The sequence below is a fragment of the Leclercia sp. Colony189 genome, assembly GCF_009740165.1.
Taxonomy (GTDB): Bacteria; Pseudomonadota; Gammaproteobacteria; order Enterobacterales; family Enterobacteriaceae; genus Enterobacter.
In genome coordinates, this window is the sequence record NZ_CP046557.1 from 1617043 (window position 1) to 1639104 (window position 22062).

A 22062-nucleotide genomic window follows, 5' to 3' on the forward strand; every position below is an offset into this window, starting at 1 on the left:
GCGGTTTAGTTAGAATCAACAGTTATGTAAGCCGGAATTGCTATTTGGAATATTTATGAACTTAAAGGGAAAGCGCAGGAAGCTGTTTCTGCTGCTGGTGCTGATTGTACTGGTGGGTGGATTCTGGCTGTGGCGGGTGCTAAACGCACCGGTGCCGCAATATCAGACATTGATTGTCCGTCCGGGCGAGTTGCAGCAGAGCGTGCTGGCGACCGGCAAACTGGACGCGCTACGCAAGGTTGACGTGGGTGCCCAGGTCAGCGGCCAGTTGAAGACCCTATCGGTGGAGATTGGCGACAAGGTGAAAAAAGGGCAACTGCTGGGGGTTATCGACCCGGAGCAGGCCGAAAACCAGATCAAAGAGGTGGAAGCGACGCTGATGGAGCTGCGCGCCCAGCGCAGCCAGGCGGAAGCGGAGCGTAAGCTCGCCCAGGTGACCCTGAACCGTCAGCGGCAGCTGGCGACCACCCAGGCGATCTCGCAGCAGGATCTGGATACCTCGACCACCGAGCTGGCGGTGAAGCAGGCGCAGATTGGCACCATCGATGCGCAGATCAAACGCAACCAGGCCTCGCTGGACAGTGCCAAAACTAACCTCGAGTACACCCGCATCGTTGCGCCGATGGCCGGGGAAGTGACGCAGATTACGACCCTGCAGGGACAGACGGTTATCGCCGCCCAGCAGGCGCCGAACATCCTGACCCTGGCGGATATGGGTACCATGCTGGTGAAGGCGCAGGTTTCGGAAGCGGATGTGATCCACCTGAAGCCGGGGCAAAAAGCCTGGTTTACCGTGCTGGGGGACCCGCAAACCCGCTATGAAGGGGTGCTGAAGGATATTCTCCCGACGCCGGAGAAGGTCAACGACGCCATTTTCTATCACGCCCGGTTTGAAGTCCCCAACCCGCAGGGGGTGTTGCGCCTGGACATGACCGCCCAGGTGCATATTCAGCTCTCCGGGGTGAAAAACGTGCTGACCATTCCGCTGGCGGCGCTGGGCCAACCGGTAGGAGATAACCGCTATAACGTGAAGGTGCTGCGTAACGGTGAAATCCGCGAGCGTGAGGTGAGCCTCGGCTCGCGCAACGACACCGATGTGGTGGTGGTGAAAGGGCTGGAAGAGGGTGAAGAGGTGGTCATCAGCGAGAGCCAGCCGGGGGCGGCGAAATGACCGCCCTGCTGGAGCTGAATGATATCCGCCGCAGCTACCCCTCTGGCGACGGGCCGGTGGAGGTGCTGAAGGGCATCACCCTGCAGGTAGAGGCGGGGGAGATGGTGGCGATTGTCGGGGCGTCAGGCTCCGGTAAATCGACGCTGATGAATATTCTTGGCTGTCTGGATAAACCTACCAGCGGCACCTATCGCGTGGCGGGCACCGACGTCGCCACGCTGGACAGCGACGCGCTGGCCAAACTGCGTCGGGAACATTTCGGCTTTATCTTCCAGCGTTACCATCTGCTTTCGCATCTGAGCGCGGCGCAAAACGTCGAGGTGCCCGCGGTCTATGCTGGCGTAGAGCGCAAAAAACGCCTTGAGCGGGCGCAGGCGCTGCTTACCCGGCTGGGGCTGGGGGAGCGGGTGGATTATCAGCCGTCGCAGCTTTCCGGCGGCCAGCAGCAGCGGGTGAGTATCGCCCGGGCGCTGATGAACGGCGGGCAGGTGATCCTGGCGGATGAACCGACCGGGGCGCTGGACAGCCACTCCGGGGAAGAGGTGATGGCAATCCTGCACCAGCTGCGGGATCAGGGGCACACGGTGATTATTGTCACCCACGATCCGGAGGTGGCCTCCCAGGCCGGACGCATTGTCGAGATCCGCGACGGCGAGCTGGTCAGTAATCCGCCGCCCGCCCTCAATGCTACCCGGCGTCAGGAGGTGGCGTTACCGCCGCCGTCGGGCTGGCGGCAGTTTGCCAGCAGCTTTCGCGAAGCGCTGACCATGGCCTGGCTGGCGATGGCCGCCAACAAAATGCGCACCCTGCTGACCATGCTCGGCATTATCATCGGCATCGCCTCGGTGGTGTCGATTGTGGTGGTGGGCGACGCGGCCAAACAGCTGGTGCTGTCGGATATCCGCTCCATCGGCACCAATACCATTGACGTCTATCCCGGCAAAGATTTTGGCGATGACGAGCCGCAGTACCAGCAGGCGCTGAAGTATGACGATCTCACGGCCATTCAGAAGCAGCCGTGGGTTAACTCCGCCACCCCGGCGGTGTCCCAGAGCCTGCGTCTGCGCTATGCCAATATCGATGTGGCGGCCAGCGCCAACGGCGTCAGCGGCGACTATTTCAACGTCTACGGTATGACCTTCAGCGAAGGGGGCACCTTCAATGCAGAGCAGCTTGCAGGGCGGGCGCAGGTGGTGGTGCTCGACAGTAACGCCCGGCGACAGCTGTTCCCCAATAAAGCGAAGGTGGTGGGCGAGATCGTGCTGGTGGGGAATATGCCCGCAACGGTGATTGGCGTGGCGGAGGAGAAGCAGTCGATGTTTGGCAGCAGCAAGATTTTGCGCGTCTGGCTGCCTTACACCACCATCTCCGGGCGCATTATGGGGCAGTCGTGGCTTAACTCCATCACCGTCCGGGTGAAAGAGGGTTACGACAGCGCCCAGGCAGAGCAACAGCTTGAGCGCCTGTTGACCCTGCGCCACGGGAAGAAAGATTTCTTCACCTGGAACATGGACGGGCTCTTGAAAACGGCAGAAAAGACCACACGTACTCTTCAGCTCTTCCTCACGCTGGTGGCGATCATCTCCCTGCTGGTCGGGGGGATCGGGGTAATGAATATCATGCTGGTGTCGGTGACGGAGCGGACGCGTGAAATCGGCATCAGGATGGCGGTGGGCGCCCGGGCCAGCGATGTGCTGCAACAGTTTTTGATTGAAGCGGTGCTGGTCTGTCTGGTGGGCGGCGCGCTGGGGATTACGCTCTCGCTGCTCATCGCATTTACGCTGCAGCTGTTTTTACCCGGCTGGGAAATTGGTTTTTCACCGATGGCGCTGCTAACTGCCTTCCTGTGTTCTACCTTTACCGGGGTACTGTTTGGCTGGTTGCCGGCCAGAAACGCCGCGCGATTAGATCCGGTGGATGCGTTAGCCCGGGAGTGAATCTGTTGCCGGGTGGCGGCTACGCCTTACCCGGCCTACGAAATCCGTAGGCCCGCGCAAGCGCAGCGCCGCCGGGCAGCAGACCGCACGGCAGCCCACAAATAAAAATGCCAGCGCGTCGGGCTGGCATTTTGAGTGCGGGGTGTACACAATGAAACAGAGGGCTATGCCACCACTTCTGCTTCGATGGGCACAATAACGCTGGCATGATTGCCTTTTGGCCCAAGGTGTACATCGAACCGGACGGCCTGCCCGGCTTTCAGCGTTCTGTATCCATCCATCTGAATGGTGGAGTAATGTGCGAAAATGTCTTCGCCGCCGCCTTCAGGGCAGATAAAACCAAACCCTTTGGCGTTGTTGAACCACTTAACTGTACCCGTTTCCATGCTTCGACATCCTTCGTAAATCTTATTGAGTTAGATGTAATGAACCGGTGGTGAAGTGGGGGCTGTTCAAAACCTCGCCAACTCACGCCTGTTCAATTTAGATAAACCAAAGGGATCGTCAAGCCTTTGCCGGGTAAGGAAGGTGAAAAATGCGTCAAAATTTGAAGCAGTTAACGCTATTGAACGGTATTGTGACAGACATCGCGGATGGCAATAATAGATATAGGTTATCTGACATCTAAGGTAGATTCAGGTTATGTATAGCCTCCCGTCAGCATCACTGAGACACGCGACCGGAGACCGTAAACGAAGATGACGACTGACAATGGGTAAGACGAACGACTGGCTCGATTTCGATAAGTTGGCGGAAGATGAAGTGCGCGACGCGCTAAAACCGCCATCTATGTATAAAGTTATGTTAATGAACGATGATTACACGCCGATGGAATTTGTTATTGACGTGCTACAAAAGTTCTTTTCTTATGATGTTGAACGTGCAACGCAACTGATGCTTACGGTTCACTATCATGGCAAAGCCATCTGCGGTGTCTATACCGCTGAAGTCGCCGAAACCAAGGTGGCAATGGTGAACCAGTATGCAAGGGAGAACGAGCATCCGTTGCTGTGTACGCTGGAAAAAGCCTGAATAAGGCAATGAAAATTGGGGGAGGTGCCTATGCTCAATCAAGAACTGGAACTCAGTTTAAACATGGCTTTCGCCAGAGCGCGTGAGCACCGACATGAGTTTATGACGGTCGAGCACCTGCTGCTTGCACTGCTCAGTAACCCATCCGCCCGCGAAGCGCTTGAAGCCTGCTCCGTGGATCTGGTGGCGCTGCGTCAGGAACTTGAAGCCTTCATCGAACAGACCACACCTGTACTGCCCGTCAGTGAAGAGGAGCGCGACACGCAGCCGACGCTCAGCTTCCAGCGTGTACTCCAGCGTGCGGTATTTCACGTCCAGTCCTCCGGACGTAGCGAAGTCACCGGTGCCAACGTGCTGGTTGCCATCTTCAGCGAGCAGGAGTCGCAAGCCGCCTACCTGCTGCGCAAACACGAAGTCAGCCGCCTCGATGTGGTGAACTTTATCTCTCACGGAACGCGAAAAGACGAATCGAATCCGTCTTCGGATTCCAGCCATCAGGTCAACAGCGAAGAGCAGGCAGGCGGGGAGGAACGTATGGAAAACTTCACCACCAATCTTAACCAGCTTGCCCGTGTTGGCGGTATCGACCCGCTGATAGGCCGCGATAAAGAGCTGGAACGGGCGATTCAGGTGCTGTGCCGCCGCCGCAAGAATAACCCACTGCTGGTGGGGGAGTCTGGCGTTGGTAAAACCGCCATTGCCGAAGGGCTGGCCTGGCGCATCGTGCAGGGCGACGTCCCGGAAGTGATCGCCGACTGCACCATCTATTCGCTGGATATCGGTTCCCTGTTGGCCGGCACCAAATACCGCGGTGATTTTGAAAAACGTTTCAAAGCGCTGCTGAAACAGCTGGAGCAGGATACCAACAGCATCCTGTTTATCGACGAGATCCATACCATCATCGGCGCCGGTGCGGCATCGGGTGGTCAGGTGGATGCCGCTAACCTGATTAAACCGCTGCTCTCCAGCGGTAAGATCCGGGTAATAGGTTCAACCACCTATCAGGAGTTCAGCAATATTTTCGAAAAAGATCGTGCCCTGGCGCGTCGCTTCCAGAAAATCGATATTACTGAACCGTCGGTAGAAGAAACGGTGCAGATCATCAACGGCCTGAAGCCGAAGTACGAGGCGCACCATGATGTGCGTTATACCGCGAAAGCGGTGCGTGCGGCGGTGGAGCTGGCGGTGAAATACATTAACGATCGCCACCTGCCGGATAAAGCGATTGATGTGATCGACGAAGCGGGCGCGCGTGCGCGTCTGATGCCGGTCAGCAAGCGTAAGAAAACGGTCAACGTGGCGGATATCGAATCCGTGGTGGCCCGCATCGCGCGTATCCCTGAGAAGAGTGTTTCTCAGAGCGACCGCGATACGCTGAAAAACCTTGGCGATCGCCTGAAAATGCTGGTCTTTGGGCAGGATAAAGCCATTGAGGCCTTAACCGAAGCCATTAAGATGGCCCGCGCCGGGCTGGGGCATGAGCACAAACCTGTCGGTTCTTTCCTGTTCGCCGGCCCGACCGGGGTGGGGAAAACCGAGGTGACGGTTCAGCTCTCCAAAGCGCTGGGCATCGAGCTACTGCGCTTCGATATGTCCGAGTATATGGAGCGCCACACCGTCAGCCGTCTGATCGGTGCGCCTCCAGGCTATGTGGGCTTTGACCAGGGCGGCCTGCTCACCGACGCGGTGATCAAGCATCCGCACGCGGTACTGCTGCTCGATGAGATCGAGAAAGCGCACCCGGACGTGTTCAACATCCTGCTGCAGGTGATGGATAACGGGACGCTGACCGATAACAACGGGCGCAAGGCGGACTTCCGCAACGTGGTGCTGGTGATGACCACCAACGCCGGGGTGCGTGAAACCGAGCGTAAATCCATCGGCCTGATCCACCAGGATAACAGCACCGATGCGATGGAAGAGATCAAGAAGGTCTTTACGCCGGAGTTCCGTAACCGTCTGGACAACATTATCTGGTTCGATCATCTCTCTACCGAGGTGATTCATCAGGTGGTGGATAAGTTCATCGTCGAGCTGCAGGTTCAGCTGGATCAGAAAGGGGTCTCTCTGGAAGTGAGTCAGGAAGCCCGCAACTGGCTGGCAGAGAAAGGCTACGATCGTGCGATGGGTGCCCGTCCGATGGCGCGTGTGATTCAGGACAACCTGAAGAAACCGTTGGCTAACGAGCTGCTGTTTGGTTCGCTTGTGGACGGCGGCCAGGTGACAGTGGCGCTGGATCAGGCGAAGAATGAGCTGACGTATGATTTCCAGAGTGCGGCGAAACATAAGCCGGAGGCGGCTCACTAACGCTGTTATGTGATGATAAAAACCGGGCAAATGCCCGGTTTTTTTTATGGTTTTTTAGTCGTTGTAGGCCCGTGCAAGCGCAGCGCCGCAGGGCGATGCACGGTGGGTGAGAACATGTGGCGGCTGTGATGGTTCCGTTCACCTTGCGTTCGCTGCTTCTCTGTAAACCACGTCACCGGTGAACGTGTCAGGGGGGCTCGCCGCCGCCCCCTGACCACCCCGGCTCCCGGCCAGGAAAATCGCCGCTTCGCGGTCCCCTCGGCTTTTTCCCTTCGGCTTTCGGGTCGGGCCATGCGCCTCGCCCCGGCCTGCGGTCAACGCCTCAGCGATTTTCAGCCGGACCAGGGTGCCGCTGTGAGTAGAGGGTCTGTCTCTGGCTTTTGTGTTGCTGTAGGGGGGGATGAAAATTTTGCGAGGCGTTATCCAGAATTTAATTATGGGTATTGCTGGATAAAACCACAGTAATAGAATGGCGATGCACCTGCAAAATCAGGTGCCAGGATTGGCGTCCTGAACAAACTTCGGAAATGATGTTGCATGCGCAACATTAGCGGTTTCGTTCACTCTTTTGAAAGCTGCGGATATAATCCGCATGCTCAGATTATGGTGGGCTGGGCCAGGGCTTCTTTGAAGCGCCGATTTTTCCGAGGGTAGTCGGTACGCCAACCTGGTTCAGTCCACCGCCTGAGTTGGCGTTCGGGTGGTCAGCAAAAAATTACTTTCGGAGATTATGATTATGGATAATAACACCATCACCCAGCTTTACAGCGAACTCGAACTGTCTACCCCCGATCTCTCCACCCTTGCCGCGCGCTGCAACCTGCTCACCGAAATCCTGGTCGATTGCGACTCGCTGCCGCAAACGCAGCCTGTCTGCCGCTGCCTGGCGGCCTACCTTGATGCATTCAGCGCTGAGCTGGCAAAATCCATGACCGACTTTCGCGTGCTGGATGAGAACGATATCCCGCCCGTGCACAAACAGGAGTGGCTGCTGGACAGCACCGAAGCCCAGTGCGATTACTGCCGGGCCTTAAACCATGTGCTGCTGGTGTCGCATTTCGACCGCGAGATGCTCCCGCACCTTACCGGGCTGCTGCATGATATTGCGCATACCATGCTGGCGGATCTGACCGTAGTGCGTATCCACTGATACGGGCGGGGCATAAAAAAAGGCCGGGATAACCCGGCCTTTATTATTCTTTGTACGCCATTGCAGGCGAAATACTCTTAGCGACTACGGAAGACAATGCGGCCTTTGCTCAGGTCGTACGGGGTCAGCTCAACAGTCACTTTGTCGCCCGTCAGAATACGGATATAGTTCTTACGCATTTTACCGGAGATATGCGCGGTAACGACGTGACCGTTTTCCAGTTCTACGCGAAACATGGTGTTAGGCAACGTTTCCAGAACGGTACCCTGCATTTCAATATTGTCTTCTTTGGCCATCTAATCCTCTGGGGTATCACTACCAAGTTTTGAACCGGCAAGATAATGCCGAAATTCCTCAATTAAGTAAAGATTTGTGCGTTTAAAACGCAACAAAGCAGTTTCAGCGTATTGCCCGGACGTCACGGTTCAACCGTACGAAAAGCGCATACGTAAAGGGGAGGTGGCAGGATAAACGATAGGGCGTTATCGGATGCGAACTATTCCCAAACGGCGGCGGGGCAACAGGCAGAACCTACTCTGCGGCAGAATTATAGCACCTTGAGGAAAAATATGCGGAAAACATTTATCCCTGAGGCGTAAATAACGTCGTCGGCACCCAGAAATTTTGCGGTAATTTTTGCATGCGCAGGGTCGCCAGCTGCGCCAGATATTCATGGCGCGAGATCTCCACGACACCCAGAGAGGCGGTATGTTCGTTCAGCACCTGGCAGTCAACTAACTTGCCGCCGCTACAGGCAAAGCGTTCGCAGAAGACCAGCAACGCGGTTTTCGAGGCGTTAACCGCGCGGCTGAACATCGACTCGCCGCAAAACAGCGTGCCCTGCGCCACGCCGTACATGCCGCCCACCAGTTCATCCTTATCATCCCATACCTCAATCGAATGGGCGTAGCCCAGCTCGTGCAGGCGATGGTAGGCGACGATCACCTCGGGCGTGATCCAGGTTCCTTCAAAGCGATCGCTGGCGCAGCCCTCGATCACCTGACCAAACGCATGGTTGAGGGTGACGCGATAAGGGGAGCGAGCGTGAAAACGCTTCATGCTGCGGCTGATATGAAACTCCGCAGGCCAGAGAACGGCGCGGGGGTCGGGCGACCACCATAAGATGGGATCGCCGGGAGAGAACCACGGAAAAATCCCCCGCTGGTAGGCCATCAGTAAACGCGACGGACTCAGATCGCCGCCCAGGGCCAGCAAACCATTAGGTTCACGCAGCGCCCCTTCCGGAGAAGGGAACGCAAGAGAGTGACGAGAGAGCTGGACCAGGCGCATGACAACAAAACTCCAGTACGCAAAGTGGGGATCGGTTCAAATATAGACTACAGACGTTGTTTGAACTGGTAGTAGCGGCCCTGTTTTGCCAACAGTTCAGCGTGATTACCTTGCTCAATAATTTGTCCGTTGTCCATCACAATAATTTGATCGAAATCCGCCAGGCCGCGCAGACGGTGCGTCACCATCAGCACGGTTTTGTCCTGCATCTCTTTTTTCAGTAAATCAAGGATTTGCCGCTCGGTAGTGGCGTCCAGCCCTTCGGTTGGTTCATCCAGCAGCATCAGCGGCGCATTGTGAAGCAGCGCACGCGCAATGGCCAGGCGGCGCAGCTCGCCGCCGGATAACTGACGGCCGCCTTCGCCAAGCCAGCTGTTGAGCCCTTCATCTTCCAGTAGCTTGTGCAGACCTACTTTTTCCAGCATCCCGCGTAATGCTTCATCGGCAGCGCCGGGCGCGGCTAACAGCAGGTTATCGCGCAGGGTGGCGCTGAAAAGATGAACCCGCTGGGGCACCACGCTTACCATTTTGCGCAGCGCAGTCTCGCTCATCTGCACCAGAGGCGTGTCGTTAAACAGGATCTGACCCTGCGCCGGGTCCCATGCTCTGGTCAGCAGCTGCAGCAGTGTCGATTTACCGCAGCCTGTGCGACCCAGCACCGCCACATGGGCGCCCGCGGGGATCGTCAGGTTAATGTGGTCCAGCGCGGGCTGCGCCTGACCTTCATAGGCAAAACTGACATCCGAAAGGCACAGGGCCAGCTGCTCAGGGACCGCTGATGCGGTCGTACTGAACTGCACTTCCGGCTGCTGGCCGGTAATTTGGGTGATACGCAGCGCGGAGGCCACCACCTGGCCCAGGTGCTGAAAGGCACCGGTCACCGGCGCCAGGGCTTCAAACGCCGCCAGCGCACAGAAGACAAACAGGGCGATTAACGGGCCTGGCTGCGCGTTATCGCCCACGCCGCCGGAAGCCATCCACAGCATCGCCATGACTGCGCCTCCGCCAATTAACAGCATCAGCGCCTGGGAGAGGGCCGTGAGTTCCGACTGCTTGCGCTGGGCTTCGTGCCAGTTCAGCTCGGTATTTTCCATCTGCACGCGGTAGCGGCGGCTGGCACCAAAGATCGTCAGCTCCGCTTGACCCTGTAGCCAGCCCGTCAGCTGCTGGCGATACTCGCCCCGCAGACGCGTCAGCTTTTCACCGGTCGGTTTTCCGGCGCGGTAAAACAGCGGGGGTAAGATAAAGAGCGTTGCGAGCATGATCCCGCCGAGCACCAGCGCAATGTGAACGTCCAGCAGGCACAGCCCCAGGGTGACCACCACAATGACCACCAGGGCGCCCACCAGCGGAGAGATCACGCGCAAATAGAGGTGATCGAGGGTATCCACGTCGGCGACGACGCGGTTAAGCAGTTCCCCCTGGCGATAGCGTGCCAGTCCGGCAGGGGAGAGGGGGAGCAGCTTGCTGAAGGTGGTAACGCGCAGGTGTTGCAGCACGCGGAAGGTCGCGTCATGGCTGACCAGACGTTCAAAGTAGCGCCCGGCGGTACGGGTGATGGCCGTACCGCGCACCCCGGCGGCGGGCAACATATAGTTGAAGCTGTAGAGCCCGGCAAAACCGGCGACCGCCGAGGCAGAGAGGAACCAGCCGGAGAGCGTCAACAGGCCGATACTCGCCAGCAGGGTGACGATCGCCAGCACCACGCCCAGCGTCAACATCCATTTGTGGCGCATATAAAGCGCCAGATAAGGCAGTAAAGCGCGCATCAAATCTCCTCCTGACGGTTTGCCAGCAGGGCCGCAAACGGCCCCTGTGCCGCCGCGAGCGTGGCGTAATCGCCCTGCTCAACAAGCTGACCATTGTCCATGACCCAGATCTGATCCCACCGGGAGATGCCCACCAGCTGGTGCGTCACCATCAGCGTGGTTTGCTGCTGCGAGGCGGCATCCAGCGCCATCATCACACGCTGTTCACTGTGCGCATCCAGGCTGGCGGCAGGCTCATCCAGGAGTAAAAGCTGACACGGGTTAAGCAGGGCGCGGGCCACGGCAATGCGCTGCGCCTGGCCGACGGAAAGCCCCGCCGACTGATCGCCCACCACCGTGTCCACGCCGTTCGGCAGCAGGGGCAGGAATTCGCTAACCCAGGCACGGTCGAGCACCGACTGCAGCTCCTCTTCGCTGGCATCCGGGCGCGCCAGCAGCACGTTTTCCCGCAGCGTGGCCGCAGGGAGCTGCGGGTTCTGTCCTACCCAGCTTAAGTGGGTGCGCCACTCGTCAGGATCGAGCGCTGAGAGCTCGGCCTGGTTGATCCGCAGCGAGCCGCTGTAGGCCATAAAGCCAGATAATGCATTCAGCAGGGAGCTTTTACCGGAGCCGCTGGTGCCAACCAGCACCACGCGCTGGCCTGCCGCGAGGGTGAAGGTTAATGGCCCCGCCAGCACCTTACCTTCCGGCGACAGTACGCAGAAATTCTCTGCTTCAATACTGACTGGTCGGGTGGTGTTCAGGGTCACGTCGCCACGCTGCGGATGAGCCAGCGGCGTTTCAAGGAAGGTTTTCAGGCTGTCGGCGGCGCCCACGGCCTGCGCTTTCGCATGATAGAAAGTGCCCAGATCGCGCAGCGGCTGGAAAAATTCCGGCGCCAGAATTAACGCCAGAAAGCCTGCAAAAAGGGTCACGGCGGTACCGTAATGACCGAAATCAAGGGCGCCCAGGTAGGAGAAACCGAAGTAGACGGCAACCAGCGCAATCGACAGTGAGGTGAAGAACTCCAGCACCCCGGAGGATAAAAATGCCAGGCGTAACACTTCCATGGTGCGCTGACGGAAATCCTGGGAGGCGTGGCGGATGTTGTCGGTTTCGGCTTCACCGCGACCAAAAATACGCAGCGTTTCCATGCCGCGCAGACGGTCAAGGAAGTGGCCGCTGAGACGTCCGAGCGCCAGGAAATTGCGGCGGTTGGCGTCGGCAGCCCCCATACCGACCATCGCCATAAAGAGCGGGATCAGCGGGGCGGTACCCAGCAGGATCAGCGCGGCGACCCAGTTATAAGGAAAAATCGCGAGCACGATCAGCAGGGGAACGAAAGCCGCCAGCGCCATCTGGGGCAGATAGCGGGCGTAGTAGTCGTGCATGTCATCGATCTGTTCGAGGATCAGCGTCGCCCAGCTTCCGGCGGGCTTGCCCTGGATCCAGGCAGGTCCGGCCTCCTGTAGCCTGTCCAGCACCTGGCGGCGAATTTCATAGCGAATGTTCTGCCCGGCGTGGAAGCCCACGCGCTCGCGCAACCAGACCACCCAGGCACGCAGAATAAAGACCAGAATCAACACAATGAAAGGCAGTAACAGCGCCTCGCGCGGGATATTTTCCATAATCATATGGTTAAGAATGCGGGCCAGAAGCCATGCCTGGCCGACAATCAACAGTCCGCTGATAAACCCTAAAAGACGGGAAATATTCAGCCAGCGGCGGGAAATAACGCTTTGCTTTTTCAGCCAGCGAGTTAACTCTTGTTGACGGGTTTTTTCCATTGCGTGCTTTGCAGGTGATGTTATTAGGTATTGGGCACGGCAATGTTACAACGCAGAGACGATAAAGGCGACTTATCGCCGCCTTTTTTACGTTTGTTGCTGATTTGTAAAAATTATTTACTCTGATCGGCCAGTCCGTCGAGATATCGTTCTGCATCCAGCGCGGCCATACAACCGGTGCCCGCAGAGGTGATCGCCTGACGATAAATGTGGTCCATCACGTCGCCCGCAGCGAATACGCCCGGGATGCTGGTCTGGGTAGCATTGCCGTGAATACCTGACTGCACTTTGATGTAGCCGTTCTCCAGCTCAAGCTGGCCGTCGAAGATAGCGGTGTTCGGGCTGTGGCCGATGGCAACAAACAGACCTGCCACTTCCAGCGTTTCAACGTTGTCGGTGTTCTGGGTGTCACGGATACGCAGGCCCGCCACGCCCATCTGATCGCCGGTCACTTCTTCCAGCGTGCGGTGGGTGTGCAGCACGATGTTGCCGCTGGCCACTTTGTCCATCAGACGTTTGATCAGGATCTTTTCCGCGCGGAAAGTATCACGGCGGTGAATGAGGTGCACTTCAGAGGCGATATTCGCCAGATAGAGTGCCTCTTCAACCGCGGTATTGCCACCGCCGATGACCGCCACCTTCTGGTTGCGATAGAAGAAACCGTCGCAGGTTGCACAGGCAGAGACGCCGCGACCTTTGAACTCCTCTTCAGAAGGCAGACCCAGATAGCGGGCTGAAGCGCCGGTAGCGATGATCAGCGCGTCGCAGGTGTACTCCGCGTTGTCACCGGTCAGGCGGAACGGACGGTTTTGCAGATCGACCTTGTTGATGTGGTCAAAAATGATTTCGGTATCAAATTTGGCGGCATGCTCGTGCATGCGCTCCATCAGCAGCGGCCCGGTCAGGCCTTCAGGATCGCCTGGCCAGTTTTCTACTTCGGTGGTGGTGGTCAGCTGACCGCCTTTTTCCATGCCCGTAATCAGTACCGGTTGCAGGTTAGCGCGTGCAGCGTAGACCGCTGCGGTGTATCCCGCAGGTCCAGAACCAAGAATTAGCAGCTTACTGTGTTTGGCCGTGCCCATGAGATCCTCATTGTTGTTGGCAGACATTTTCCTGGATTGTAGGGAATTTGTTGGCGTAAAAAAAGGGCGCAGCGATTTTGTTAACGATGTGTGTGATAGAAAGGGCCAATCAACGAGAGGTAAGAAAAGGTGATTTTATAACAATAATCATAGGTAATCGGTCGAAACGACGGCGATAAAATGAGGATTAATCGCCGGACGTAATGAATATCCGGCATGTTGTACTAAAAATCGATGTTTTGCTTTGACAATCCCCTGCGCTTTTGCGAAAACATTCAAGGAAGAAAAAAAATGGTCTTTGTGTAACGCATAGTCATGCACAAAATCACCATTTTTACCGGGTCAGCGAAATCTACGCATGGTGTGGACAGATGCCATACGTGATGTTGATGGCCGCCTCTGGGCAACGGTCTTCATACCACATAACCCCAATCGGATCGCGCAAACTATAAAACAGGCGATGCGATTAACCGCGGGGAAAGACTCTGAACAGTGAAGTGCACAGGGTCCTGGCAGGAGTTAGGGAAGGAATACAGAGAGACAATAATAATGGTAGATAGCAAGAAGCGCCCTGGCAAAGATCTCGACCGCATCGATCGTAACATTCTTAATGAACTGCAAAAGGATGGGCGTATTTCCAACGTCGAGCTTTCAAAACGTGTGGGACTTTCCCCGACGCCATGCCTTGAGCGTGTGCGCCGACTGGAAAGACAGGGTTTTATTCAGGGCTATACAGCGCTGCTGAACCCGCATTATCTGGATGCCTCACTTCTGGTATTTGTTGAGATTACTCTGAATCGTGGTGCGCCGGATGTGTTTGAGCAATTTAATGCCGCCGTACAAAAACTTGAAGAAATTCAGGAGTGTCATCTGGTTTCCGGGGATTTCGACTACCTGTTGAAAACCCGCGTGCCTGATATGTCCGCCTACCGTAAGCTGCTGGGCGAAACCCTGCTGCGACTGCCTGGTGTGAACGACACCCGTACCTATGTGGTAATGGAAGAAGTCAAACAGAGCAATCGTCTGGTTATTAAGACGCGCTAATACGGAACAGGTGCAATATCAGCGTACTTTGATTACACTCCTGGTAATCCATACAGCAACAGTGTCGGGCTCCCCGGCACTGTTGTCCGTTTAGCACTCAGGCAGGAATTGCCTGATACCTGGAGAGCCTTTCTTGAGCCAGGAATATACTGAAGACAAAGAAGTCAATTTAACCAAGCTTAGCAGTGGGCGCCGACTCCTTGAGGCGTTACTGATCCTTGTTGCCCTTTTTGCCGTCTGGTTGATGGCAGCCTTACTCAGTTTCAACCCCTCCGATCCCAGCTGGTCACAAACCGCATGGCATGAGCCTATCCATAATTTAGGCGGCGTACCGGGGGCATGGCTGGCGGACACGCTGTTCTTTATCTTTGGCATAATGGCGTACACCCTTCCCGTCATTATTATTGGCGGCTGCTGGTTTGCCTGGCGCCATCGCCAGAACGATGACTACATCGACTATTTTGCTGTCTCGCTGCGCCTGATTGGTGCGCTGGCTTTAATCCTCACCTCCTGCGGCCTGGCGGCGATTAATGCCGACGACATCTGGTATTTTGCCTCCGGCGGCGTGATTGGCAGCCTGCTGAGCACCGCGCTACAGCCGATGCTGCACAGCAGCGGTGGTACTCTGGCGCTGCTCTGCGTCTGGGGGGCGGGGCTGACGCTGTTTACCGGCTGGTCCTGGGTCACCATCGCCGAGAAAATCGGCAGCGTGATCCTCAATATCCTGACCTTTGCCAGCAACCGTACCCGTCGCGACGATACCTGGGTTAACGACGAAGAGTACGAAGATGATTACGAAGACGCGGAGCCGAGCGCTGAGCGTCGTGAATCTCGCCGCGCCCGCATTATGCGCGGGGCGCTGGCGCGCCGTAAGCGTGTGGCAGAGAAATTCGCCAATCCATTAGGCCGCAAAACCGATGCGGCATTGTTCTCCGGCAAACGGATGGATGACGAAGAAGAGGTGGCTTATAGTGCCCGTGGTGTTGCCGCCGATCCGGATGATGTGTTGTTCTCCGGTAATCGTGCGCTGCCGTCCGATTATGATGAGTTCGATCCGCTGCTCAACGGTCACTCAGTAGCTGAGCCCCTTGCTGCCGCTGCCGCCGCAACCACGGCAACCCAGGCCTTTGCTGCGCCGGTTGAACCGGTCACTCCGACGCCTTCTGTGCCAGAGATGCCGCTGCAGCAACATGCGGTTGAATGGCAAGCGGAACCTGCATCGCCGATCCCTGCGCCGGAGCCGGAACCGTATGTCGCCGCGGCACCGCAGGAGTGGCAACCGCCTTATCAGCCTGAACCTGTCTATGCGCAGCCGCAGTATGAGCCGCCGCAGCAGCCTGCCTATCAGCCTGAACCTGTTTATCAGCCTGAGCCTGTTTATCAGCCAGAGCCGGTCTATCAGCCGGAGCCTGTTATCACCCCGCCGGTTGTCGAAGAGCCGCCGGTTGAAGAGGTGAAACCGTCCCGTCCGCCGCTTTACTATTTCGAAGAGGTGGAAGAAAAACGTGCCCGGGAACGCGAGCAGCTTGCGGCCTGGTATCAGCCGGTGCCCGAGGCGGCACAAGAGCCAGCCCCGATTAAGGCCGCTGAAACCCCGACGATTCCGGTTCCCGCTGTGGAACCCGCCTCCGCCGTTGCACCTGTTGCCGCAAGCGTGCAGCAGGCAACAAGCGCAGGCGCCGCGGCGGCCAGCGCTGCCGCGCCGTTATTCAGCCTGGCAACCGGCGGCGCACCGCGTCCGCAGGTAAAAGAGGGGATTGGTCCGCAGTTACCGCGCCCTAATCGCGTACGTGTTCCGACCCGCCGTGAACTGGCCTCGTATGGCATCAAGCTGCCTTCCCAACGAATGGCCGAAGAGAAAGCGCGTGAAGCCGGACGTCAGCCGTATGATGAACACTACGACGACGAGGCCGATGAAATGCAGCAGCAGGAGGAGCTGGCCCGCCAGTTCGCTCAGCAGCAACAGCAGCGGTATGGTGGTGATGAGCATCAGGTCCAGCCACAGTCCTTTGAAACGCAGGATGACGAAGATAGTGCCGCCGAAGCGGAGCTGGCTCGCCAGTTCGCCGCCACGCAGCAGCAGCGTTATTCCGGTGAGCAACCGACAGGGGCTAATCCGTTCTCGCTGGCGGACTTTGAATTCTCGCCAATGAAAGATCTGGTGGATGATACGCCGAGTGAGCCGCTGTTCACGCCGGGCGTGATGCCGGAAGCCGAGCCGCCGCGTCAGGCGGTTACGCCGCCACAGCCGCAGCAGCCCGTTCAGCCACAACATGTTGCACAACCGCAGCAGCCAGTTCAGCCGCAGCAGTATGCACAACCGCAGCAGCCTGTTCAGCCGCAGCAGTATGCACAGCCTCAACAGTCCGTGCAGCCGCAGCAGCCTGTACAGCCTCAGCAGTATGCGCAGCCGCAACAGCCGGTGCAGCCACAGCAGCCAGCCGCTCAGCCTCAGCAGAGCCTGATCCATCCGCTGTTGATGCGCAATGGCGACAGCCGCCCACTGCAAAAGCCAACCACGCCGCTGCCGTCGCTGGATCTGTTAACGCCGCCGCCAACGGAAGTCGAGCCGGTCGATACCTTTGCCCTGGAGCAGATGGCTCGTCTGGTTGAGGCGCGTCTGGCCGACTTCCGTATTAAAGCGGATGTGGTGAACTATTCTCCTGGGCCGGTGATCACCCGGTTCGAGCTGAACCTGGCGCCGGGTGTTAAAGCCGCGCGTATTTCCAATCTCTCCCGTGACCTGGCGCGTTCGCTGTCGACCGTGGCTGTGCGCGTGGTTGAGGTGATCCCAGGCAAACCCTATGTCGGTCTGGAGCTGCCGAACAAAAAACGCCAGACCGTTTACCTGCGTGAAGTGCTTGATAACGCCAAGTTCCGCGATAACCCGTCGCCACTGAGCGTGGTGCTGGGTAAAGACATTGCGGGTGAGCCGGTGGTGGCCGATCTGGCTAAAATGCCGCACCTGCTGGTGGCGGGTACCACCGGTTCCGGTAAATCTGTCGGCGTTAACGCCATGATCCTCAGCATGCTCTATAAAGCGCAGCCGGAAGATGTGCGTTTCATCATGATCGACCCGAAAATGCTGGAGCTGTCGGTCTACGAAGGCATCCCGCATCTGCTGACCGAAGTCGTGACCGACATGAAAGATGCTGCCAATGCCCTGCGCTGGAGCGTCAACGAGATGGAGCGTCGTTACAAGCTGATGTCTGCGCTGGGCGTGCGTAACCTCGCCGGGTATAACGAGATCATCGCCGAAGCGGCGAAAATGGGCCGTCCAATTCCGGATCCGTACTGGAAACCGGGCGACAGTATGGACGCCGAACATCCGGTGTTGGAAAAACTGCCGTATATCGTGGTGCTGGTGGATGAATTTGCTGACCTGATGATGACCGTCGGCAAGAAAGTGGAAGAGCTCATCGCCCGCCTGGCGCAAAAAGCCCGTGCGGCAGGGATCCATCTGGTGCTGGCGACCCAGCGTCCGTCGGTGGATGTGATCACCGGCCTGATTAAAGCTAACATCCCGACCCGTATCGCCTTTACCGTGTCGAGTAAAATCGACTCCCGTACCATCCTTGACCAGGGGGGCGCAGAATCGCTGCTCGGTATGGGGGATATGCTCTATTCCGGGCCGAACTCGACTTCGCCGGTGCGTGTTCACGGGGCGTTTGTTCGTGACCAGGAAGTGCATGCCGTGGTGCAGGACTGGAAAGCGCGCGGTCGCCCGCAATATGTCGAAGGCATTACCTCTGACAGCGAAAGCGAAGGCGGCGGCGGTGGCGGCTTTGACGGCGGCGAAGAGCTGGATCCGCTATTCGATCAGGCGGTTAACTTCGTTACCGAGAAACGTAAAGCCTCTATCTCCGGCGTACAACGCCAGTTCCGCATCGGCTATAACCGGGCGGCGCGCATTATTGAGCAGATGGAAGCGCAGGGCATCGTCAGCGAGCAGGGACATAACGGCAACCGTGAAGTGCTGGCCCCGCCACCGTTTGAATAACGGCCTCGATTGCAAAGATGGGTAAAGCTGCAAAAATTAAGCATTTTCTTCTGTCGCCTGCCTGCGGGCAGGTCCAGAATAGTGACAGAAACCCCCATTTCGGGAAGACGCTTTGTAAGGATGAACAATGAAAAAAATCGCAATCACCTGTGCATTACTGACTGGCTTTGTGGCAAGCAGCGTCTGGGCTGATGCCGCCAGCGACCTGAAAAGCCGCCTGGATAAAGTGAGCAGCTTCCATGCCAGCTTCACGCAGAAAGTGACTGACGGCAGCGGCAACGCGGTGCAGGAAGGCCAGGGTGACTTGTGGGTTAAACGTCCGAATCTCTTTAACTGGCATATGACCCAGCCGGACGAAAGTATCCTTGTCTCCGACGGTAAAACCCTGTGGTTCTTTAACCCGTTTGTTGAGCAGGCCACCGCCACCTGGCTGAAAGATGCCACCAGCAACACGCCGTTTATGCTGATCGCCCGTAACCAGTCCAGCGACTGGCAGCAGTACAACATCAAACAGACCGGCGATGAGTTTGTGCTGACCCCGAAAGGCAGCACGGGCAACCTGAAACAGTTCACCATCAACGTGAGCAGCAACGGCACCATCAATCAATTCAGCGCCGTGGAGCAGGACGATCAGCGCAGCAGCTATCAGCTGAAATCCCAGCAGAACGGTGCCGTCGATGCATCGAAATTCACCTTTACCCCGCCGAAGGGCGTAACGGTGGACGATCAACGTAATAAGTAAGAGGCGTGAGTGAGCAACCTGTCGCTCGATTTTTCAGATAATGCGTTTCAACCTCTGGCCGCCCGTATGCGGCCAGAAAATTTAGCGCAGTATATCGGCCAGCAGCATCTGCTGGCCGCGGGCAAGCCCTTGCCACGCGCGATTGAGGCCGGGCATCTGCACTCGATGATCCTCTGGGGGCCACCGGGCACCGGTAAAACGACCCTGGCGGAAGTGATCGCCCGCTATGCTGATGCAGATGTCGAGCGCATCTCCGCCGTCACCTCCGGCGTGAAAGAGATCCGCGAAGCCATCGAACGGGCGCGGCAGAACCGCAATGCCGGACGCCGCACGATCCTGTTTGTTGACGAAGTCCACCGCTTCAATAAAAGCCAGCAGGATGCCTTCCTGCCGCATATTGAAGACGGCACCATCACCTTTATCGGCGCCACCACGGAAAACCCCTCGTTTGAACTGAACTCGGCGCTGCTGTCCCGCGCCCGTGTCTATCTGCTGAAATCGTTAACCACCGATGATATCGAGCAGGTGCTGACGCAGGCGATGACCGACAAGGCCCGGGGCTACGGCGGCCAGGATATCGTGCTGCCTGACGAGACGCGTCGCGCCATTGCCGAGCTGGTTAACGGTGATGCGCGCCGGGCGCTGAATACCCTGGAGATGATGGCCGATATGGCCGAAACCGACGACAGCGGCAAGCGGGTATTGCTCCCGGCGCTGCTGACCGAAATCGCCGGTGAACGTAGCGCGCGTTTTGATAATAAAGGCGATCGTTTTTACGATCTGATCTCGGCGCTACACAAATCAGTGCGCGGCAGTGCGCCCGATGCCGCGCTTTACTGGTATGCGCGCATTATCACTGCCGGAGGCGATCCGCTGTATGTCGCCCGCCGCTGTCTGGCGATTGCCTCCGAAGATGTCGGTAACGCCGATCCGCGCGCCATGCAGGTGGCACTTTCCGCCTGGGACTGCTTTACCCGTGTCGGACCTGCCGAAGGCGAACGCGCCATTGCCCAGGCCATTGTCTATCTGGCCTGCGCACCCAAAAGTAATGCTGTCTATACCGCCTTCAAAGCGGCGATGTCCGATGCCCGCGAACGTCCTGATTACGATGTTCCAGTCCATCTGCGCAACGCGCCGACCAAACTGATGAAAGAGATGGGTTACGGTGAGGCGTATCGCTATGCCCACGACGAGCCCAACGCCTACGCCGCCGGGGAGGAGTATTTCCCGCAGGAAATGGCACAAACACGCTACTATCACCCGACAAACAGAGGCCTTGAGGGTAAGATTGGCGAAAAGCTCGCCTGGCTTGCCGGACAGGATCAAAATAGCCCTATAAAACGCTACCGTTAGGGCTATCGTTGCGGTAATGTTGGCAATTGTATCCTTGTGACCGCAGGCTGTGGTCACATTTCCTATTTTAATTCGATAAGCACAGGATAAGCATGCTCGATCCCAATCTGCTGCGTAATGAGCCAGACGCAGTCGCTGAAAAACTGGCACGCCGGGGCTATAAACTGGATGTAGATAAGCTGCGCGCTCTTGAAGAGCGTCGTAAAGTTCTGCAGGTACAAACAGAAAACTTGCAGGCAGAGCGTAACTCTCGATCGAAATCCATCGGCCAGGCGAAAGCGCGCGGGGAAGACATTGAGCCATTACGCCTGGAAGTGAACAAGCTGGGTGAAGAACTGGATCAGGCGAAAGCCGAGCTGGACGTTCTTCAGGCCGAAATTCGTGAAATCGCGCTGGCGATCCCGAATACCCCTGACGACAGTGTTCCTGTCGGTAAAGACGAAAACGACAACGTCGAAGTGAAACGCTGGGGCACGCCTCGCGAGTTCGACTTCGAGGTTCGCGATCACGTTACGCTGGGCGAAATGCACGCGGGGCTCGATTTTGCCGCTGCCGTTAAGCTGACCGGTTCCCGCTTTGTGGTGATGAAAGGTCAGATCGCCCATCTGCACCGCGCGCTGGCCCAGTTCATGCTGGATCTGCACACCGAGCAGCACGGCTACAGCGAAACCTACGTACCGTATCTGGTGAACCACGATACGCTGTATGGTACCGGCCAGCTGCCGAAATTTGCCGGCGATCTGTTCCACACCCGTCCACTGGATGAAGAAGCCGACAGCAGCAACTACGCGCTGATCCCAACGGCAGAAGTGCCGCTGACCAACCTTGTGCGCGATGAGATCATCGACGAAGACGATCTGCCGATCAAACTGACGGCGCACTCTCCATGCTTCCGTTCTGAAGCGGGCTCTTATGGCCGTGATACCCGCGGTCTGATCCGTATGCACCAGTTCGACAAAGTCGAAATGGTGCAGATCGTGCGTCCGGAAGAGTCCATGGCGGCGCTGGAAGAGATGACCGGTCACGCGGAAAAAGTGCTGGAGCTGCTGGGTCTGCCGTACCGCCGCGTGGCGCTGTGTACCGGTGACATGGGCTTTGGCGCCTGCAAAACCTTCGACCTCGAAGTGTGGGTACCGGCGCAGGGAACCTACCGTGAAATCTCCTCCTGCTCTAACGTAGGCGATTTCCAGGCGCGCCGCATGCAGGCTCGCTGCCGCAGCAAATCCGACAAGAAAACCCGTCTGGTGCACACCCTGAACGGCTCCGGTCTGGCAGTGGGACGTACGCTGGTCGCGGTGCTGGAAAACTACCAGCAGGCGGACGGCCGTATCGAAATTCCTGAAGTGCTGCGTCCGTATATGAAAGGCCAGCAGTACATCGGTTAAATTGTTTTTAAGTAAAAAGCGCCTGCGGGCGCTT

Annotated in this window: 16 protein-coding genes and 1 pseudogene; 10 read left to right on the plus strand and 7 right to left on the minus strand. The window is 57.5% G+C overall.

Translation table 11 applies throughout. The features are described 5' to 3' along the window. The first annotated feature begins 55 nt into the window (after positions 1-55). Together macA and macB are read left to right on the plus strand one after the other, a co-directional pair. On the plus strand, positions 56-1171 hold the full coding sequence (macA, locus tag GNG29_RS07595) for a macrolide transporter subunit MacA (RefSeq protein ID WP_103178898.1): 1116 nt from the start codon (positions 56-58) through the stop codon (positions 1169-1171). Continuing rightward, positions 1168-3108, plus strand: coding sequence for a macrolide ABC transporter ATP-binding protein/permease MacB (gene macB, locus GNG29_RS07600; protein ID WP_156654201.1), 1941 nt, complete (start codon positions 1168-1170; stop codon positions 3106-3108). Before macA ends, macB begins: the two co-directional genes overlap by 4 nt. Positions 3109-3272: 164 nt before the next feature. Here the strand turns inward: macB and cspD are convergent, their stop codons facing one another. Further along, positions 3273-3494 (minus strand): cold shock-like protein CspD, encoded by a 222-nt coding sequence (cspD, locus tag GNG29_RS07605; protein WP_032617324.1) that lies wholly within the window; start codon positions 3492-3494, stop codon positions 3273-3275. A gap of 325 nt (positions 3495-3819) precedes the next feature. Between cspD and clpS the strand changes: the two genes are divergently transcribed. The 3 genes from clpS to GNG29_RS07620 all read left to right on the plus strand — a co-directional run bounded on the left by clpS (position 3820) and on the right by GNG29_RS07620 (position 7597). Then, positions 3820-4140, plus strand: coding sequence for an ATP-dependent Clp protease adapter ClpS (gene clpS / locus GNG29_RS07610; RefSeq protein WP_103178900.1), 321 nt, complete (start codon positions 3820-3822; stop codon positions 4138-4140). Positions 4141-4170: 30 nt separating this feature from the next. Further along, positions 4171-6447: an ATP-dependent Clp protease ATP-binding subunit ClpA gene (clpA, locus tag GNG29_RS07615; protein WP_103178901.1), complete on the plus strand. Its 2277-nt coding sequence runs from the start codon at positions 4171-4173 to the stop codon at positions 6445-6447. Between the two features lie 736 nt (positions 6448-7183). Beyond that, entirely contained in the window at positions 7184-7597 is a 414-nt protein-coding gene (locus GNG29_RS07620) for a hypothetical protein (protein WP_103181057.1), read from the plus strand. A 77-nt stretch (positions 7598-7674) separates the two neighbouring features. Here GNG29_RS07620 and infA read toward each other — a convergent pair whose 3' ends face one another. From infA to trxB, 6 genes and pseudogenes are all read right to left on the minus strand, one after another. Then, the gene (gene infA, locus GNG29_RS07625; protein ID WP_001040187.1) at positions 7675-7893 is read right to left on the minus strand and encodes a translation initiation factor IF-1; all 219 of its coding nucleotides are present in this window, start codon (positions 7891-7893) and stop codon (positions 7675-7677) included. After that, positions 7821-8006 (minus strand): annotated as a pseudogene (locus tag GNG29_RS23285) (hypothetical protein); the annotation flags it as partial. The gene infA and the pseudogene GNG29_RS23285, both read right to left, overlap by 73 nt. A 173-nt stretch (positions 8007-8179) precedes the next feature. Next, on the minus strand, positions 8180-8887 hold the full coding sequence (gene aat / locus GNG29_RS07630; RefSeq protein ID WP_156654202.1) for a leucyl/phenylalanyl-tRNA--protein transferase: 708 nt from the start codon (positions 8885-8887) through the stop codon (positions 8180-8182). A gap of 47 nt (positions 8888-8934) precedes the next feature. Continuing rightward, positions 8935-10656, minus strand: coding sequence for a heme ABC transporter ATP-binding protein/permease CydC (gene cydC, locus GNG29_RS07635; protein WP_156654203.1), 1722 nt, complete (start codon positions 10654-10656; stop codon positions 8935-8937). Continuing rightward, positions 10656-12422, minus strand: a complete 1767-nt coding sequence (gene cydD, locus GNG29_RS07640) for a heme ABC transporter permease/ATP-binding protein CydD (RefSeq protein ID WP_156654204.1) — start codon at positions 12420-12422, stop codon at positions 10656-10658. Before cydD ends, cydC begins: the two co-directional genes overlap by 1 nt. Before the next feature lie 113 nt (positions 12423-12535). Further along, entirely contained in the window at positions 12536-13504 is a 969-nt protein-coding gene (gene trxB / locus GNG29_RS07645; protein WP_103178905.1) for a thioredoxin-disulfide reductase, read from the minus strand. Positions 13505-14053: 549 nt separating this feature from the next. Here trxB and lrp point away from each other — a divergent pair. The 5 genes from lrp (at position 14054) to serS (ending at position 22028) form a co-directional block, all read left to right on the plus strand. Next, positions 14054-14548, plus strand: coding sequence for a leucine-responsive transcriptional regulator Lrp (lrp, locus tag GNG29_RS07650; RefSeq protein ID WP_000228469.1), 495 nt, complete (start codon positions 14054-14056; stop codon positions 14546-14548). Between the two features lie 133 nt (positions 14549-14681). Further along, positions 14682-18548, plus strand: coding sequence for a DNA translocase FtsK (gene ftsK / locus GNG29_RS07655; RefSeq protein ID WP_156654205.1), 3867 nt, complete (start codon positions 14682-14684; stop codon positions 18546-18548). A gap of 127 nt (positions 18549-18675) precedes the next feature. Continuing rightward, a complete protein-coding gene (gene lolA, locus GNG29_RS07660; protein ID WP_103823389.1) occupies positions 18676-19290 on the plus strand; it encodes an outer membrane lipoprotein chaperone LolA in 615 nt (204 codons plus the stop codon). 9 nt (positions 19291-19299) lie between these two features. Beyond that, on the plus strand, positions 19300-20643 hold the full coding sequence (gene rarA / locus GNG29_RS07665) for a replication-associated recombination protein RarA (RefSeq protein ID WP_103178908.1): 1344 nt from the start codon (positions 19300-19302) through the stop codon (positions 20641-20643). Positions 20644-20735: 92 nt separating this feature from the next. Continuing rightward, positions 20736-22028: a serine--tRNA ligase gene (serS, locus tag GNG29_RS07670; RefSeq protein WP_103178909.1), complete on the plus strand. Its 1293-nt coding sequence runs from the start codon at positions 20736-20738 to the stop codon at positions 22026-22028. The last annotated feature ends 34 nt before the right edge of the window (positions 22029-22062 follow it).